This window comes from Burkholderia sp. BCC1993 (assembly GCF_905339865.1).
GTDB lineage: Bacteria > Pseudomonadota > Gammaproteobacteria > Burkholderiales > Burkholderiaceae > Burkholderia.
Genome location: NZ_CAJPGZ010000001.1, coordinates 444,241 through 459,592, shown reverse-complemented (window position 1 = coordinate 459,592; position 15,352 = coordinate 444,241). Strand labels below are relative to the sequence as shown.

Annotated in this window: 20 protein-coding genes and 1 pseudogene; 10 read left to right on the top strand and 11 right to left on the bottom strand. The window is 66.5% G+C overall.

The genetic code is table 11. From position 1 onward, the window contains the following. The first annotated feature begins 78 nt into the window (after window positions 1-78). From U4Y91_RS02115 to U4Y91_RS02100, 4 genes are all read left to right on the top strand, one after another. A complete protein-coding gene (locus tag U4Y91_RS02115; RefSeq protein WP_040139054.1) occupies window positions 79-378 on the top strand; it encodes an ArsR/SmtB family transcription factor in 300 nt (99 codons plus the stop codon). A 20-nt stretch (window positions 379-398) separates the two neighbouring features. Further along, window positions 399-1,751, top strand: a complete 1,353-nt coding sequence (locus U4Y91_RS02110) for a pyridoxal phosphate-dependent decarboxylase family protein (protein WP_321802921.1) — start codon at window positions 399-401, stop codon at window positions 1,749-1,751. Window positions 1,752-1,920: 169 nt separating this feature from the next. After that, window positions 1,921-2,388: a cupin domain-containing protein gene (locus tag U4Y91_RS02105; protein ID WP_321802919.1), complete on the top strand. Its 468-nt coding sequence runs from the start codon at window positions 1,921-1,923 to the stop codon at window positions 2,386-2,388. Window positions 2,389-2,457: 69 nt separating this feature from the next. Next, complete coding sequence (locus tag U4Y91_RS02100) at window positions 2,458-3,279, top strand: SDR family oxidoreductase (protein ID WP_321802917.1); 822 nt, start codon at window positions 2,458-2,460, stop codon at window positions 3,277-3,279. A gap of 19 nt (window positions 3,280-3,298) precedes the next feature. On the opposite strand, the gene surE is transcribed toward U4Y91_RS02100, so the two are convergent. The 3 genes from surE to U4Y91_RS02085 all read right to left on the bottom strand — a co-directional run bounded on the left by surE (window position 3,299) and on the right by U4Y91_RS02085 (window position 5,358). Continuing rightward, entirely contained in the window at window positions 3,299-4,078 is a 780-nt protein-coding gene (gene surE / locus U4Y91_RS02095) for a 5'/3'-nucleotidase SurE (RefSeq protein ID WP_257774368.1), read from the bottom strand. A 250-nt stretch (window positions 4,079-4,328) separates the two neighbouring features. Beyond that, entirely contained in the window at window positions 4,329-4,631 is a 303-nt protein-coding gene (locus tag U4Y91_RS02090) for an AzlD family protein (RefSeq protein ID WP_162999222.1), read from the bottom strand. Next, entirely contained in the window at window positions 4,621-5,358 is a 738-nt protein-coding gene (locus tag U4Y91_RS02085) for an AzlC family ABC transporter permease (RefSeq protein WP_321802916.1), read from the bottom strand. Before U4Y91_RS02085 ends, U4Y91_RS02090 begins: the two co-directional genes overlap by 11 nt. Before the next feature lie 126 nt (window positions 5,359-5,484). Between U4Y91_RS02085 and U4Y91_RS02080 the strand changes: the two genes are divergently transcribed. From U4Y91_RS02080 to U4Y91_RS02070, 3 genes are all read left to right on the top strand, one after another. Continuing rightward, window positions 5,485-5,943 carry an Lrp/AsnC family transcriptional regulator gene (locus U4Y91_RS02080; RefSeq protein WP_321802914.1) on the top strand — a complete coding sequence of 153 codons (459 nt, stop codon included), beginning with the start codon at window positions 5,485-5,487 and terminating at the stop codon, window positions 5,941-5,943. 219 nt (window positions 5,944-6,162) lie between these two features. Further along, complete coding sequence (locus tag U4Y91_RS02075) at window positions 6,163-6,732, top strand: hypothetical protein (protein WP_321802913.1); 570 nt, start codon at window positions 6,163-6,165, stop codon at window positions 6,730-6,732. 138 nt (window positions 6,733-6,870) lie between these two features. Then, entirely contained in the window at window positions 6,871-7,596 is a 726-nt protein-coding gene (locus U4Y91_RS02070) for a YebB family permuted papain-like enzyme (RefSeq protein WP_321802911.1), read from the top strand. 75 nt (window positions 7,597-7,671) lie between these two features. Here the strand turns inward: U4Y91_RS02070 and U4Y91_RS02065 are convergent, their stop codons facing one another. From U4Y91_RS02065 to U4Y91_RS02045, 5 genes are all read right to left on the bottom strand, one after another. Beyond that, entirely contained in the window at window positions 7,672-7,959 is a 288-nt protein-coding gene (locus U4Y91_RS02065) for a helix-turn-helix domain-containing protein (RefSeq protein ID WP_044845424.1), read from the bottom strand. After that, on the bottom strand, window positions 7,946-8,287 hold the full coding sequence (locus tag U4Y91_RS02060) for a type II toxin-antitoxin system RelE/ParE family toxin (RefSeq protein WP_321802910.1): 342 nt from the start codon (window positions 8,285-8,287) through the stop codon (window positions 7,946-7,948). Before U4Y91_RS02060 ends, U4Y91_RS02065 begins: the two co-directional genes overlap by 14 nt. 416 nt (window positions 8,288-8,703) lie before the next feature. After that, window positions 8,704-9,555 carry a hypothetical protein gene (locus U4Y91_RS02055; RefSeq protein WP_321802909.1) on the bottom strand — a complete coding sequence of 284 codons (852 nt, stop codon included), beginning with the start codon at window positions 9,553-9,555 and terminating at the stop codon, window positions 8,704-8,706. Between the two features lie 101 nt (window positions 9,556-9,656). Continuing rightward, window positions 9,657-9,797 (bottom strand): hypothetical protein, encoded by a 141-nt coding sequence (locus U4Y91_RS02050; protein ID WP_321802907.1) that lies wholly within the window; start codon window positions 9,795-9,797, stop codon window positions 9,657-9,659. A gap of 116 nt (window positions 9,798-9,913) precedes the next feature. Continuing rightward, complete coding sequence (locus U4Y91_RS02045) at window positions 9,914-10,246, bottom strand: DUF2322 family protein (RefSeq protein ID WP_321802906.1); 333 nt, start codon at window positions 10,244-10,246, stop codon at window positions 9,914-9,916. Between the two features lie 192 nt (window positions 10,247-10,438). Here U4Y91_RS02045 and U4Y91_RS02040 point away from each other — a divergent pair, with 192 nt between their 5' ends. Together U4Y91_RS02040 and U4Y91_RS02035 are read left to right on the top strand one after the other, a co-directional pair. Continuing rightward, a complete protein-coding gene (locus tag U4Y91_RS02040; protein WP_321802905.1) occupies window positions 10,439-10,765 on the top strand; it encodes a thioredoxin family protein in 327 nt (108 codons plus the stop codon). Window positions 10,766-10,775: 10 nt separating this feature from the next. Next, window positions 10,776-11,195: a secondary thiamine-phosphate synthase enzyme YjbQ gene (locus U4Y91_RS02035; RefSeq protein WP_321802904.1), complete on the top strand. Its 420-nt coding sequence runs from the start codon at window positions 10,776-10,778 to the stop codon at window positions 11,193-11,195. 69 nt (window positions 11,196-11,264) lie between these two features. Here the strand turns inward: U4Y91_RS02035 and atsR are convergent, their stop codons facing one another. From atsR to U4Y91_RS02020, 3 genes are read right to left on the bottom strand one after another with little or no spacing between them, the layout of a single operon-like run. Further along, complete coding sequence (gene atsR, locus U4Y91_RS02030; protein WP_321802902.1) at window positions 11,265-13,085, bottom strand: hybrid sensor histidine kinase/response regulator AtsR; 1,821 nt, start codon at window positions 13,083-13,085, stop codon at window positions 11,265-11,267. 9 nt (window positions 13,086-13,094) lie between these two features. Further along, window positions 13,095-13,595 carry a molybdopterin-dependent oxidoreductase gene (locus U4Y91_RS02025; RefSeq protein ID WP_257774377.1) on the bottom strand — a complete coding sequence of 167 codons (501 nt, stop codon included), beginning with the start codon at window positions 13,593-13,595 and terminating at the stop codon, window positions 13,095-13,097. A gap of 48 nt (window positions 13,596-13,643) precedes the next feature. After that, on the bottom strand, window positions 13,644-14,522 hold the full coding sequence (locus U4Y91_RS02020; RefSeq protein WP_321802900.1) for a response regulator: 879 nt from the start codon (window positions 14,520-14,522) through the stop codon (window positions 13,644-13,646). A 365-nt stretch (window positions 14,523-14,887) separates the two neighbouring features. Between U4Y91_RS02020 and U4Y91_RS02015 the strand changes: the two are divergent. Next, window positions 14,888-15,198, top strand: a pseudogene (locus U4Y91_RS02015) (sel1 repeat family protein); the annotation flags it as partial. Window positions 15,199-15,352 lie beyond the last annotated feature (154 nt).

Here is a 15,352-nt window from a genome sequence, read left to right as displayed (position 1 = left end):
GGCAAAATCGCCCGCGAAGCGGGTTGTCCACGTTTCGTCATTTAGCTAATATTCAAAACGTCAAACGAGACCGGACCCATGGACGACGTCACCCGCATCAGCGCACTGGCCAACGAAAGCCGTCTGGCCGTGATGCGCTGGCTCAAGCAGCCGCGCAAGCATTTCCCGCCGCAGCCGCACGGCGACTTCGACGAGCTCGGCGTGTGCTGCACGTACATCACCGAGAAGCTCGGCATCGCGCCGGCGACGACCACGCGCCACATGCGGATCCTCGCGGATGCCGGGCTCGTGCGGGCGACGCGCGTCGGCAAGTTCACGTACTACAAGCGGATCGACGATGCGCTGCATCGGTTGGGCCGCGACCTCCTGCAACTCTGATCTTCACAGAGGCAATCGACATGGATGAACTCGCCCTGCTGGCCGATGCCGACCGGCGCGCGCAAGCGTATCTCGCAGCGACCGACGAACGGCGCGCCTATCCCGACGCGGCGGCGCTCGTGGGTCTTGCGGCCTTCGACGAGCCGCTGCCCGATGCGGGCCGCCCGGCCGACGACGTGCTGCGCCTGCTCGACGACAAGGGCACGCCCGCGACCGTCGCATCGAACGGCCCGAACTACTTCGGCTTCGTGATCGGCGCGACGCTGCCGGCCGCCGCGGCGGCCGAGCGGCTGATGCTCGCGTGGGACCAGTGCGCGTCGTCGTTCGCGAATTCGCCGGTGGCCGCGACGATCGAGCGGCAGGCCGCGCGCTGGGTCGTCGACGTGCTCGGGCTGCCGGAAGGCAGCGCGGTCGGCTTCGGCACGAGCGCGACGGCCTGCACGCTGGTCGCGCTGGTTGCCGCGCGGCGTGCGCTGCTCGCGCGCAAGGGCTGGGACGTCGACGCGGACGGCCTGATCGGCGCACCCGAGGTGAAGGTCGTGCTCTCCGAGCTCGCGCACATCACGGTGAAGAAGGCGCTGCGCGTGCTCGGCTTCGGGATGAAGCGCCTGATCGTCGCGCCGGTCGATACGCACGGCCGCATCGACCCCGCGCAATTGCCGCCGCTCGACGACATGACGATCCTCTGCGTGCAGGCCGGCGAAGTGAACACCGGCGAATTCGATCCGTTCGCGGCGCTGATTCCGCCCGCGAAGGCCGCCGGTGCCTGGGTGCACGTGGACGGCGCGTTCGGGCTGTGGGCGCGCGCGTCGTCGAAGCGTACGCTGACCGATGGCATCGACGGCGCGGACAGCTGGACCACCGACGGCCACAAGTGGCTCAACACGCCGTACGACGGCGCGATGGTGATCTGCCGCGACGCGGCCGCGCTCGCGACCGCGATGAACAGCGATGCCGTCTACCTGAGCGGCGCGCAGGATGCGCAGAAAAACCTGAACCTCGAATTCTCGCGGCGTGCGCGCGGCATTCCGGTGTGGGCCGCGCTGCGTGCGCTCGGCCGCGCCGGCGTGGCGACGATGGTCGAGCGGCATTGCGCACAGGCACAGCGCGTCGCGGACGGCCTGCGTGCGGCCGGCTACGACGTGCTGAACCGTGTCGTGCTGAACCAGGTGCTCGCGCGCGCCGGCACCGACGACGAAACGATCGCGATCCTTCAGGCCGCGCAGGACTCGGGCGACGTATGGTTCGGGCAGACCGTATGGCAGGGGCGGCCGGCGTTCCGGATCAGCGTGTCGTCGTGGCGCACGGAGGACGAGCACATCGACCGCCTCGTCGCGTTGCTGACGACGCTGCGCGGCGTGCACGTGGGTTGAGCGGCGGCGGCGAATGCGTCGCGCGCGTGCCGCCGCCGCCGCCGCCGGCTATCCGTATCTGGAGATGTGCAGTTCGTCTGCGTGAAAATGTCGGACAATAACGCGGCATGCACGCCGTGCCCGCCCGGGCGGCGCGTTCAACCGCTGCATTCACGCCGACGAGATCCCCATGTCCACGACACCTCCCCGGGAGCTGCTGAAAGCCGCCGACATCGCGAAGATGGAACCGACGCGCGCGGTGCATTCGCTCAACCCCAATGCGGTTCGCCTCAAACGACAGCTCAGCGACCTGACCGGCCTCACGCAGATCGGCGCGCACCTGCTCACGCTGATGCCCGGGCACGAATCGGCCGAGTATCACCGCCACCTGTACGAGGAAGAGTGCGTGTACGTGCTGTCCGGCACCGGCTCGGTCACGATCGGCGAACGCACGTGCGAAATCGGGCCGGGCGATTTCCTCGGTTTTCCGCGCGGCGGCGAGGCACACACGTTGCAGAACACCGGCGATGTGCCGCTGGAACTGTTCATCCTCGGCCAGCGCCTCGAACACGACGTCTGCGAATACCCGAGAATCGGCAAGCGGCTTTACGTTGCCGGCGACCTCGAGGATTTCGTCGACCTGCCGAAACGGCCGTAGACGGCACGCATCCGCATCGGCCGTCGTCATGCTTGTGATGCGGGAACGCCACTGACAGGATTCCACGCCATGGACGCGCCGCATCCGCCGATGAATGCCCCGATTTCCGAAACGGAACCTGAAACCGAAACCGTCGTCGAGCCGCGCGCGTCGCGCGTGCATCGGCCCGTCGCGCTCGTCACCGGATCGACGTCGGGAATCGGCGCGGCCGTCGCGCGACGCCTGGCGGCGGACGGCTACGCGGTGATCCTGCATTCGCGCAGTTCCGCCGACACCGGTCGCGCGATGGCGCGCGAACTCGGCGCGACCTACGTGCAGGCCGATCTCGCCGACGATGCGGAACGCGTGCGGTTGATTCGCGACGCGCTGGCGGTGCACGGCCGCCTCGACGTGCTGGTCAACAATGCGGGCGTCAGCCGCGTGATTCCGCACGACGATCTTGCCGCCGCGACGCCAGACGTGTGGCGCGAGATGCACGAGATCAACGTGATCGCGCCGTTCCGGCTCGTCGCCGAAGCGCAGCCCGCGCTGCTCGAAGCGGCGTCGGGCGGGCGTGCCGGGTGCGTCGTCAACGTCAGCTCGCACGCGGGCGTGCGGCCGAAAGGGGCGTCGATTCCCTATGCGGCGGCGAAGGCCGCGCTCAATCACACGACGCGCTTGCTGGCGCGTACGCTCGCGCCGGCGATTCGCGTCAATGCGGTGGCGCCGGGGCTCGTCGATACGCCGCTGACCGCGGACTGGACCGACGCGCAGCAGCTCTGGCGCGAGCGCGCGCCGATGCGCCGCGCGGCGACGCCGGACGACGTCGCGCAGACGGTTGCGATGCTCGTCGCGTCCGATTATGTGACGGGCGAGATCGTGATGCTCGACGGGGGAATGAACCTGACGTGACCGGTAACCGTTCTCGAGGTCAGCCGAGGTTCGACCGCAGCCGCGCGAGCGCCTGGTCGTGCGTGCGTTCGAACTTCAGCGGCGTGACCGCGATATAGCCTTCGCCGAGCGCGACCGTTTCCGAACCCGCATCGTCGTCGCGCGGTGCGCGCGCCAGTTTCAGCCAGTGGTATTCGATGTCGCGCGGATCGCGCCCCGACACGATGTCGACGCCTTGCAGCGTGCCGGCGCCCTGGTTCGTCACCTTCAGGCCGCGCACGTCGTCGGCCGGCCGCGCCGGGAAATTCACGTTGAGGCACGCGTCGCTGTCCCAGCCGGCCGCGACGAGCCGGCGAATCACGTCCGGCGCGTGCGTGAGCGCCGTATGCCACGGCACCGCGTTGCGGTCGACGAACGCCTGGCTCAGCGCGATCGCCGGCACGCCGACCAGCATGCTCGTCATCGCGGCGCCGACCGTGCCGGAGAACACCGTTTCGGTGCCGAGGTTCGCGCCGCGATTGACGCCGGACAGCACGAAGTCGGGCCGCGCGTCCTTCATCAGGTGGCTGACTGCGATCGCGACGCAATCGCCCGGCGTGCCGCGCACGGCAAAACGGCGCTCGCCCTTGCGATGCACGCGCAGCGGTTCGTGCAGGCTCAGCGAATGCGACGTGCCGCTCTGGTCCTCCGCCGGCGCGACGATCCAGACTTCGCGCGCCAGTTGCGTGGCGACCTGTTCGAGCACTTCAAGGCCGGGGGCGTCGAATCCGTCGTCGTTGGTGAGCAGGACGCGGTCGAACAGCGGGCGGGTTTCTTGCATCGGGACGATCCTCGCAGGTAGGCAATGAGAGGGGAAAGGCATCACAGGTACACCCGCAAGGCTAGCATCCCGTCGCGGCGCATGTCGTGTCATGCCGCGTCGCACCGCACCGCACCGCACCGCGCCACGCCACGCCACGCCACGCTGCGCCCGGCGCGCGGATGCGCGGATACGAAAACGGGCGCATGGCGCGCCCGTTTTTCCGGTTCGATGTGCCGCCCGGGCGGCGGGTGGGACCCGCGTGATCCGATTACCCGAGCAGATGCCGCAGCAGGCCGGCCGACACGACGCCGACGATCACGGTCGGCAGGATCGACAGGCGCGTCGCAGCAATCAGCGTGACGGCGAGCGCGAGCAGGTCGGCCGGGCGCGTCGACACGAAGGCCGGCGCGATCACCGAGATCAGCACGCAGCCGGGCACGTTTTCCATCACCGACGCCATCCGCGGGCTCAGCGTGCGGTTGCGCAGCAGCACGTAGCCGAGCACGCGCGACAGGTAGGTCGTCGACGCCATCAGCACGATGGTCGCCACCGTCGCGAAATCAGGCAGCATCGCGCGGCTCCCACAGCAGCGCGGCGATCAGCCCCGAGCATGCGCCGGCCGCGACGTACCACGCGCCGGGCACGGCGAGGTGCGTGCCGGCCGCGACGACGAGGCTCACGAACCACGGACGGCTCGCGCGCATGCCTTTCCACATCCCGCGCAGCAGCACCAGAAACACGGCGGTGAACGCCATGTCGAAGCCGTATTGCTCGACGTCGCCGATCGTCGGGCCGAGTGCCGCGCCGAGCGTCGTCATCGAGATCCACGTCAGGTAGAGCCCGGAACACACGCCCGCGTAATAGGGGACGCTGATGTGCGTGGCCGAGCGCGAGCGCGCATCGGCGAGCGACATCGCCCAGCTTTCGTCGCACATGAAGAACAGCGCGGCGAACGCGCGGCGGCGCGGCAGCCGCCGGATGTACGGCGCAAACGCCGCCCCCATCAGGATGTGGCGCGAATTCACGAGGAACGACATCGCGACGATCAGTGCGATGTGCGGCGGCGACGTCCACAGATGGATCGCCGCGAATTCCGAGCCGCCGCCGAAGTTCAGGCCCGTCATCATCGGCACCTCGAACAGGCTTAGCCCTTTTTGCGCGGCCTGCGCGCCGAGCACCAGCGCGAACGGCACGAAACCCAGCATGACGGGCAGCGCCGCGCGCAAGCCGCGGCCCATCTCGGCGACATAGGCGGGCCTGTCGCGAAGCCCGGACGACGTTGAAACGCTACTGCTCATTACTCCTCCTTCGGGGGAGGAGGATTGTCTGCTTTTTTGACTCGAATCGGGTTGCGTTGCGGACCAATTTTCCTGAGAATTTGGCATCTAACGAATGATTTGCGATTTTTTTGGAATTTGATGCCAATGAAGCTTGACGCTATCGACCGCCGGATCCTGAGCGCGCTGCAGCGCGACGGCCGCATGCAGAACGTGGAACTCGCGCACCAGGTCGGGCTGTCGCCGTCGCCGTGCCTGCGGCGCGTGCGGCTGCTCGAGGAAGCGGGTGTGATCGAGAAATACGTGGCCGTGCTGAATCCGGCGAAGGTCGGCAAGGGGCTGACGATCTTCACGCGCGTGTGGCTGAAGGGGCAGGATGCGGAATCGGTGAACCGCTTCGCCGAGGCCGTCCAGCAGATGCCGGAAGTCGTCGAATGCCACCTGATGGCGGGCGACTGCGATTTCCTGCTGCGCGTCGTCGCGGCCGATATCGACGACTATCGGCGTTTCCAGATGGAATACCTCACGCGCATTCCCGGCGTGCTCAGCGTGAAGACCGACATTCCGATGCAGAAGGTCAAGCTCACGTCGGCGCTGCCGACCTGACGCGGTGCGGGCGCGCGACGGCGATTCGGCGAATCGTCACCGGCCGGTGACGATCGGCCGATACACTGTCGGGACAAGCCGCTTCGCCGCGCACTGGCTGCATCGCGGTGCGACTTCGATGCGCAAGCAACTAACGGTCAATCGCGAGGCGATCGACGAACACGCGCGCCGCGCGCGACATGACCCGCCGATCGATGCGTTTTTCTTGTCGAGCCATTCATGCAGCCATTCAACAATCCGTGGAATTCGCTGGAAATCGTCAAGCTCGTGCTCGGTGTGCTGACGCCGTTGTCGGTCGCGTGCCTGGGCTGGCTCGTCGCGCGCCGGCTGAAGCGGCTCGAGCTCGTGCAGTGGACCAACCAGCGGCTGATCGAGAAGCGGCTCACGCTGTACGACACGGTCGCGCCGCAGCTCAATGCGCTGCTGTGCTTCTACACGTGGATCGGCTACTGGAAGGACATCTCGCCGGACGACGTGATCCGCGCGAAGCGCGAACTCGACCGCACGTTTCACATCTACCGCTACCTGTTCGACGACGACGTGTACGACGCGTATCACACGTTCATTCACGCGTTGTTCGAGATGCACACGGGGCCGGGTCGCGATGCGCGGATCCGTTCGCTGATCCAGTCGCCGGACGGCGACCGCAGCGTGCACGGCACGTATGAATGGAAGGCGGCGTGGTCCGAGCGGTTCTCGACCTCGAACGTGACGGGCAAGGCCGACGTGGTGCAGTTCTACACGCGGCTGATGGAGCGGCTGCGCGTGGCGCTGGGCGCGAATCGCTGACGATTGCGCACGCGTGCTGCACGCCGGTACCGGAATTCGCTACCCGGCGGCGCGGATTGATTCCCTCACGCATGGCGCGGATGCGCGACGCGGCCGCGGCTGACATGCTCGCATCATGTCCACGCGCGCGAGGTTCGCATGCATATCGACACGGGTTCCCAGCCGCTCATGGTCCGTCGGCCGGGTGTGCACCGGCGGCGCCTGTTCGCTGTCGGTACGGCCGATCGGGACACGATGCCGTTGCCGGCCGAAGCCGAGATCGGCGACATCGTTTTCATCCGCGTGACGGTCCGGCCGTTCCTCGAAGTGGCGAGTGCGACGCGCGCCTGGACGAATCACGTTGGGATCGTGATCGGCGAACGCGACGGCGAGCCGCTCGTCGCGGAAAGCACGTTTCCGCTGTCGCGCGTGACGACGATGTCGCGGTTTCTCGCGCGCTCCGATCGCAGCGCGTGTGTGATCGAGCGGCTGAAGCAGCCGCTCGACGCGGCGCAGCAGCACCGGCTCGTCGACGCGGCCATGCGGCGCATCGGCGTGGTCTACGACACGGGTTTCAATCTCGCGTCGCGCCGGCAGTTCTGTTCGCGGTTCGTGCGCGAAGTGGTGCACGATGCGACGCGGATCATGCTCGGCGACGTCGAGACGTTCGATACGTTGCTGCGCCGCAATCCCGATCATCCGCTCGGGTTCTGGAAGATCTGGTATTTCGGCCGGATTCCGTGGCAGCGCCGCACGGTGACGCCGGCGAGTGTGTTCGAGAGCCGTGAGTTGCGTGTGGTGGTGGATACGCGTGGACGTGATCCCGGGGCGCGGGAACTGCGTGGCTCGGAAGAGGCGGAAACCGGTGGCGCATCTAATTGCTGATGCGGCATCGTCCGGGTTTTGAACAACCGTGGCGACGCGCCGGCCGCTCAACCGGCCGGTGGTCGGAACGAGGAATCACGCGAACGAGATCACGAGTTTCTTGCCACAAGCTGCCGCGTACTTGCGCAGCGTATCGATGGACGGTGAATGCTGGCCCGTTGCGAGTGCGCGCTCGAGTCGCGTCACTGCCGGTGCTTTGGTGCCCATGCGCTGGGCTACATCGGCTTGCGACAGGCCGGCGTCTCGCCGAGCAGCCAGCATCACGTCGAGCAGTGCGAGTTCTTCGCGGTTCAGTCGTTCGTATTCGGCGCGCACCTCGGGGTCGGACAATGCACGCGCGCGCAGTTCCTTATACGTTGCCATCTTGAACCTCCTTGAGTCGGTAGCGCGCGATCTCCAGTTCTTTCCGGGGCGTCTTTTGCGTCTTCTTCACGAAACAATGAAGCATGACGATACGCCGACCGACGATCGCGCAATAGAACACTCTGGCGATACCTTCGGCACCTTTCAGTCGCATTTCGTACAGCCCGTTTCCCATTGACTGGGTGTGCGGCTCGCCAAGATTCGGGCCGTACTGCTCCATGCGATCGGCGAGCGCAAAAAAACGGGCAAGCAGCGTCGTCGGTAACGTGACGACCCCCGTCTCTACGCGCGCATTGAAGAATTGAATTTCGTACGCGTTAGCTGGCATGATAACAAATATGTTATGTCCTTGCAAGTGCGGAGTTCGCCCGCGACTGTGGACGCGGGCGGGCGTTCGGTGCGTTCGAAGCGTCGTTACGTCGCTCGGGGATTTCGATCAGGAAGGAGGCGTTCGACGAGATTCGGATGGCCTGAATCGGGCAAGGCGTGCGATTCGGTATCGGCGCGGGTGGCGCACGTTGGAAGCTTCGGCGTGGAGAGGTCGATCATGGAAGTCCCTTTATGCCGGACAGGCGTGCAAGGGAGGTCAGTTTGGGAGCGAGCGTGGAGCGGGTCAATTGACCGGACGGCCGATGATTCGATGCGCCGGTACGGTCGATCGCCAATGGATTCGCAACTTTTCGGTGCGACGACGAACGCATGCCATGCGATCACGCGCGAATCAAGCGCACGCCACCGCGCCGATCACTGCTTCCGGCAAGCCACCTGATAATCGATCACGGTATTCGCCGACGGCGTGTCCGGCTCGCCGCCGGCCGTCGTCACGCCGAGCACGCCGGCCGCGCTCCGATACCGCAGCGCGCAATACCCCATGCCGGTGCCCGAGCACGCTTCGGCTTCGATGATCCCGTGCTTCGCGAGCCTCGCCGCGCCGTCCATCGGGTCCGGCTTCTCGTGCGGACGCAGCGGCTGCCAGCCATGCGAGATCAGAATCTTGCGCGCCACGTCGAGCGGCTTGCCGTACACGTTGGGCACGACCGCACGGCCGCGACAGTACGTGCGTTCCGCCGCGACCGTGGTCAGCCGCAAGCCGCCATTTTCTTCGCGCAGCTCGGCGACGGGCGCCGACGGGCCGTCGCCGCCCCAGACCAGCAGCGCGCCGCTTTCCAGCTGCTCGACCGAGCCGAGCTGCCAGCCGGCCGAGCGTGCCGTATAGCCGAGCGCGACGAGCGTCGTGCCGTCGAAGACACCGATGTTCGCGTTGCGCGCAAAACAGATCGCGCTCGTCCCCGGCTTGAACCCGCTCGCGAACGTGACGACCGTGTAGCGGCCGAGCGGTGCTTCCGAGGTCACGATCCAGCCGAGCTTCGCGACGTCGCGGCCAGCCGCGGTGGCGGTCTTCGCGCGATATTGCGCACAGAACGCGTCGAGTGTGCCGTGTTCCGGCGAGCGCGGCAGCGCGCCGAGCGGAACCAGGGACGCGCCGGCGATATCGGAGGCCGCACGCAGCGTTTCGGCCGACACCGCGCCGCCGGGCGCGACGCACGCGAGTACCGCGATCGATGCGATGCGGCGGGCAAACAGCGGGACAGTCATGCGACGCACGTCGATGGTCTCCGGGAAAGAACGGGCAGCCGCGATGATCGCGGTTTTCCGCGCAGGTGTCACGGCGGCAAGCGGTGTACGAGACGACGGCGTCAGTGCGCCGCTTGGTCCTGATGCAGCACCTTCTCGAACAGCGCCTGCGCGCGTTCGGCGGACATCCCGTTGTGGAAGACGCTCGGCTCGCCTTCGTGCCATTCGTCGCATTGCGCGCATTGAAACCGGAATGTGGCCATGCGTGACCTCGTCGGAACCGTGAGGTGTGGCGGTGACGGACGCGTGGTGAAGCGCGCGACGGGCGCGAGTTGCTGCGGCGCATCGGCCCGCAGCGTACCCGCCCGTTGCCAGGCACTCAGGCCTTCGCGACCACGTCGATCCGCAGCGCTTCGCCGCCGTCGACGATCGCGAGCAGACGATCGACGTTCGGATGCGCGCCCGGGCGGTTGCGCGCGTCGGCGGTGTGCTCCGCGAACACGGCGAGGCCATGCTCGGCAGCCTTCGCGTCAAGCGCACCGAACGCCTGCTTCAGGTAGTTGTACACCGCGAGCGAACCTTGCTTGCCCGGCTGGTTCTCGATGCTGGCGACCACGTCGCCGTTCGCGCCGACGAGATCGATGCGCGCGATGCCGTCGACTGCCGGCAGTTGCGCGAGGTTGTCCTTGAATACTGGGGTCGGTTGAATCACTGAAACACTCCGTCGGTTCGGTCATGGGCCAATCGGCCCGTATCTTATCCGATCGTCACCCGGCCGGCCGCACGCTCGGAGTGCTGTCGGCATCGCGCGCGCTTTTCCGCTACAGTAGGAGATCACCGGCCGCATCTGCCGCCCACGCCGGCACGCAGCGGCCACGTTTCGCCATTGCACACGAGGGCCCCGATGGAGACTGAGCAACGCTACACCGCCAATGCGCCGACGCGCGCGGAAGTCGACGCACTGGGCGGCGCAACCGTCATCGAATTCGGTGCGAACTGGTGCGGGATCTGCGCGAGTGCGCAGCCCGCGATCGTCACGTCGTTTTCCGCGCATCCCGCCGTGCGTCACCTGAAGATCGAGGATGGCCCGGGCCGCCCGCTCGGCCGCTCGTTCGGCGTGAAGCTGTGGCCGACGCTGGTGTTCCTGCGCGACGGTGTCGAGGTCGCGCGCGTCGTGCGCCCGGCCGACGCGAAGCAGATCGAAGCCGACGGCTTCGCCGCATTCGCCTGAGGTCGACATCATGCAACAGGCGATCACGCACATCGGCGTCGACACGCGCGGCAGCGGCCTCGTCGAATTCACGTTGCAGGTGCGGGCGTTCGTCGACCAGCAGACGATCCGCACCGGCCTGCTCACGGTGTTCTGCCGCCATACGTCGGCGTCGCTGCTGATCCAGGAGAATGCGGATCCATCGGTGCAGCGCGATCTCGAACGCTATTTCGCGACGCTCGCGCCCGAGGACGACACGCGCTACGAGCACGACACCGAAGGGCCCGACGACATGCCCGCGCATCTGCGTACGGCGCTGACGCAGGTGCAGCTGTCGATCCCGGTCGAGCACGGACGCATGGTGCTCGGCACCTGGCAGGGCATCTACCTGTTCGAGCATCGCCGTGCCGCGCACCGGCGCGACATCGTGCTGCATCTGATCGGCGAATGAGTATCGACGGGTGACGCGGCGCAGGCGCGCGATGCGATGCCGTGCGCAGGCGCACACGGTATCGCGGGCTTACGCGAGCAGCTTCTCGACGAGCGCGCCGAGTTCGCGCAGGTGGACAGGCTTCGGCAGGAATTCGTCGAATATCTGCTTGTTTTCGCGCAGCGCAGCCGACTCATATGCACTGACGCCGAGGATCGCCGGATGGCGGCCGTCGTCGTCGGGTTCCGCCACCGCCCGAATGCGCCGCGCGACTTCGAAGCCGCTCAGGTCCGGCAGTTCGAGATCGAGCACGACAATGTCGTAGCGGCCGGTGCCGAAGCGCGCGACGCCTTCCTGTCCGGTGCCGCACAGGTCGGCCTCGATGCCGAGCGCCGACAGCATCGCGCCGAGCGTTTCGCGTGCGTTGTCGTTGTCGTCGACCACCAGCGCGCGCCGGTCCCGGTGTTCGGTCGCGGGCGGCAGTGCGGGTGCATCCCCGGCCGCGTGGCCGGCCGTGTCGATGCCCGGCACTTCGGCCGGCAGCGTCACGACGAACTCGCTGCCTTCGCCCACCGTGCTGCGCACGTCCACATGCCCGCGCAGCGTCGTCACGATTTCGCGCACGACGGCGAGCCCCATCCCGATGCCGTCCACGTGCAGCCCGACCGCGTCGTTCGCGCGATAGAACGGCTCGAAGATCTTCGACAGGTGTTGTTTCGCGATGCCGGCGCCCGTGTCGCGCACGGCGATTTTCAATTGCCGGCCGGCCGGCGCGTCGGCGAGCGTGATCGACACGTCGATCGATCCGCCGACCGTGTACTTGACCGAATTCTCGATCAGGTTCGACAGCACCTGACGCAACAGCTTGCGATCGGAGCGGATCGCGAGATCGCCAGGCTCGACCTGCTGCGCGACCGCGATCCGTTTGGCCGCGATCTTCGCGCGCAGCGGATCGAGCACTTCGGCGAGCAGCGATGCGATGCCGACCGTTTCGGTTTCGGCGAGGCGCTTGGTCGAGCGCAGCTTGATGTAGTCGGTCAGGTCCTTGACCAGCGCTTCGAGCGACGATGCGGAATTCTGCAGTCGCCGGATCGTCTTCAGGTTCGCGTCGGATTGCGGCCGCGCGAGCAGGATCTCGATCGATCCGCAGATCGCCTGCAGCGGCGTGCGCAGTTCATGGCTGACCATCCCGAGGAACGCGTTCTTCGCCTCGATCATCTCGAACGCGCGATCGGATGCCTTGCGCTCCGCATCGAGCGCCGCGTTCTGTCGTTCGAGCAGGTCGTCGCGCGTGCGCATCGTATAGAACAGCAGCAGGAACAGCGCGCACAGGATCACGCCGAGGATGATGCCGAGCGACACGATCGCCTGCTGCTTTTCTCGCAGCTGATGGAACGTGAAGTCGCGCTGCGCCATCTCGATCGCACGGAAGTCGTTCGCGAGGCCGTTGACCTTCGGCCAGTACGTACTGACCTCGTCGATCACGCGCTGTGCGCCGCCCGGTGCGGTGCGCAGCAACGGCACCTCCTGCCTCAGGCGCGTCATGAATTCGCCGAGCGCCGCGATCTGGGCGCGGGCACGCGGGATGCGCAGCCAGTATTCGGACACCTCGGACGGCCGCTGCAGGAACCCGAACGACACCGACAGGCTGTCGAGCTGCATCTGCACGTGGTCGAAGTCGTCGTCCACGTGCGTCGCGTAGAGGATCAGCTGGCGGTCGAAGCGCGTGTAGACGTTGCGGTATTGCGCGGCGGTCCAGAACACGCCTTCACGCGGTCCTTCGAGCACGCCCTCGTTGACCGACGTCGCGAGCAGGTCCCACAGCAGGAACGCCCATGCGGCGAATCCCAGGATCCACAGCGATCCCAGGACCAGGATGATTTTTCTGTTCTTCCACCGCCCGCGCTTCATGTCGCGCGCTTACTTCACGGTCAGGCCGATGATCTGCCACGCGAACTTGGCTTCGCCGAGCGGCGTCTTGAGCTCGTCGGGATACTGGTCGCGCGGATACATGATCCACAGCGGGCCGTAGTTGTCGTTGCCGAGCACCTTGCCGTTCATCGTGCGCGCGAGGATCACGCCGTACTTGTCGGCATCCGACACGGGGATCGTGAACGTGTATTCGTCGATGCAGCGGAACTCGATCTGCGTGCCGTGCGCGTCGACGGTCTTCAGCACGTCGGACAGGCGCGGGCCGGTGAAGGTCGCCTTCGGCGTCCAGCTCGTCGACGTGACGATCGTGTACTGCGGCAGCGCCATCAGCGCCTGCTCGGTAAAGACGAACATGGTCTTGCCGGGCTGGTTGCTGCGGCCGATCTTGCCGTCGACGGTGAACGTGAACGACGCGGCCCAGCTCGCGGCAGCGATGCCGAGCAGGCCGGCCGTGACCAGGCTTTTGATCCAGATGGTCGAAACGCGCATGTCTTTCCCTTGGTCGTGTTCGTGTGGAGGTGGGTTTTCGCCGTGGTCTCAGCTCGCCGTGGCGGTGGTGGCGGACGGCAGCGTGATCTTCAGTTCGCGCGCGACTTCGGCGAACAGGATCGGCAGGCGCACCGGCTTTTCCTCGCAGCGCGCGTTGTAATGCGACACGATGTGCGCGATTTCGTCCTCGCTCGCCTCGCCGGTGGAGATCTTGCCGGTCAGCAGGAAGATCGGCGCGCCGCCGTTCTCGCTCGAGCGGATGCCGCGCACGAGCTCGGCGGCCGTCTGGTCGCCCAGCATCCAGTCGAGGATGTAGCCGTCGAAATCCTCGACTTCCAGCGCCTTGCGGAACGATGCGCCGTCATAGTAAGGGATCGCGTTCACGCCTTTTTCAATGAAGTATTCGCACACGGTTTCGGCGACGTCCTGCGAATCGTCGACCACCGCGATCCGCGCCGCGTAGACGGTCGGCTGGCTCGAGCGCAGTTCGATCACGTCGACCGGATAGAGGCGGCCTTCGCGCGCGTGCTGGCGTTCGGTGACGATCCATTCGCCCTGCCACTGCAGCGCGACGAAATCCGTTTCGATCTGGCTGCTGGCCTTCGCCGAGATCGCCGCACGGCAGCGCAAGCGGCGCGACTCGATCACGAGCGTCGCGTCGATCATCTCGGCGGCGGCCGGCTGCGTGCCCTTGTCGTCGAGCAGGATCGCGGGCGGCACGCCGAAGTGCGTCGCGATGTCCTGCAACTGCGACAGGTTCCACGGGATCAGGCCTTTCATCTTGCGTGTGACGACCGAGAAACTGAGGCCCAGCACGTTCGCGATCGTGGTGTTGTGACTGCGCGGCGGAATGCCGTTGCGCGTCAGCAGATCGTGCACCTTGGTGGCGGTGATGAGATCGACGTTGGCCTGCTCGCTATTGGGCATCTCGATGGGGTCTCCTGGGTTTGAGCGACGAAGAGCATATTCAAAAGTGACGCGATACGCAAACTTTGAAAACGCGAATCACCTTGACATGCCATTTTTCTCCATTATTATTGCTTATCGCGTCACTATTGTTTGTCGCGTCATGTTTGGAGGCCGGTGTCGACACATTCGGCCCAGCGAAAAGCGGCAGCCAGCGCGTGACTGAACGATTCGAAGAGCGCCAGAGAGAGCCTGAGAGAGCCTTGGACTGCGTGTCGGCGTGGGTGAATTGTATTCGCCTCGCCGCGCGCAAGCCGGGTACGCGCTCGCGGGGGCGGGATAGCGCGAAGCAATACGGCGCGAATAAGACGTGGGGAAAGCGCGAAATGGCTCACCGGTTACTCGCACCGGAGCTGCTGTTGCTGTTGGCCGCGGTGCGAAGGGTCCGTCCGTCACCGGGAATACCGTGCGGATCTGCGATGACGCAGGGTGTTACGATCGCCATGAAGATCAGGTCTCCTATCAAAAGAAGGTCGATCCGGATGACCGCGAGGATCCGCGCATCGTGTCGCTGAAGCAGGCTGCGAAGACCCAGCCGAAGGCCGCCTACGACCTCGGCCTGCGTTATTTCCGCGGCGACGGTGTGCGCCAGGACAGCTACCAGACACTCAAGCGGATGCACCACGCCGCCGATCGTGACGGCGTCGTTCTATTTCAAGCCGGCGCACTGCACCGGCTTCCCGTGCACGGTGCTGATCCGCTCACGCAGAACCGAGCGGGCCGCCGTTTGCCGGTTGAGCGCGTGCCGCGCCGTTTGCGCGGCACGTCCGCGCGAGGCACTCCCGGATCGC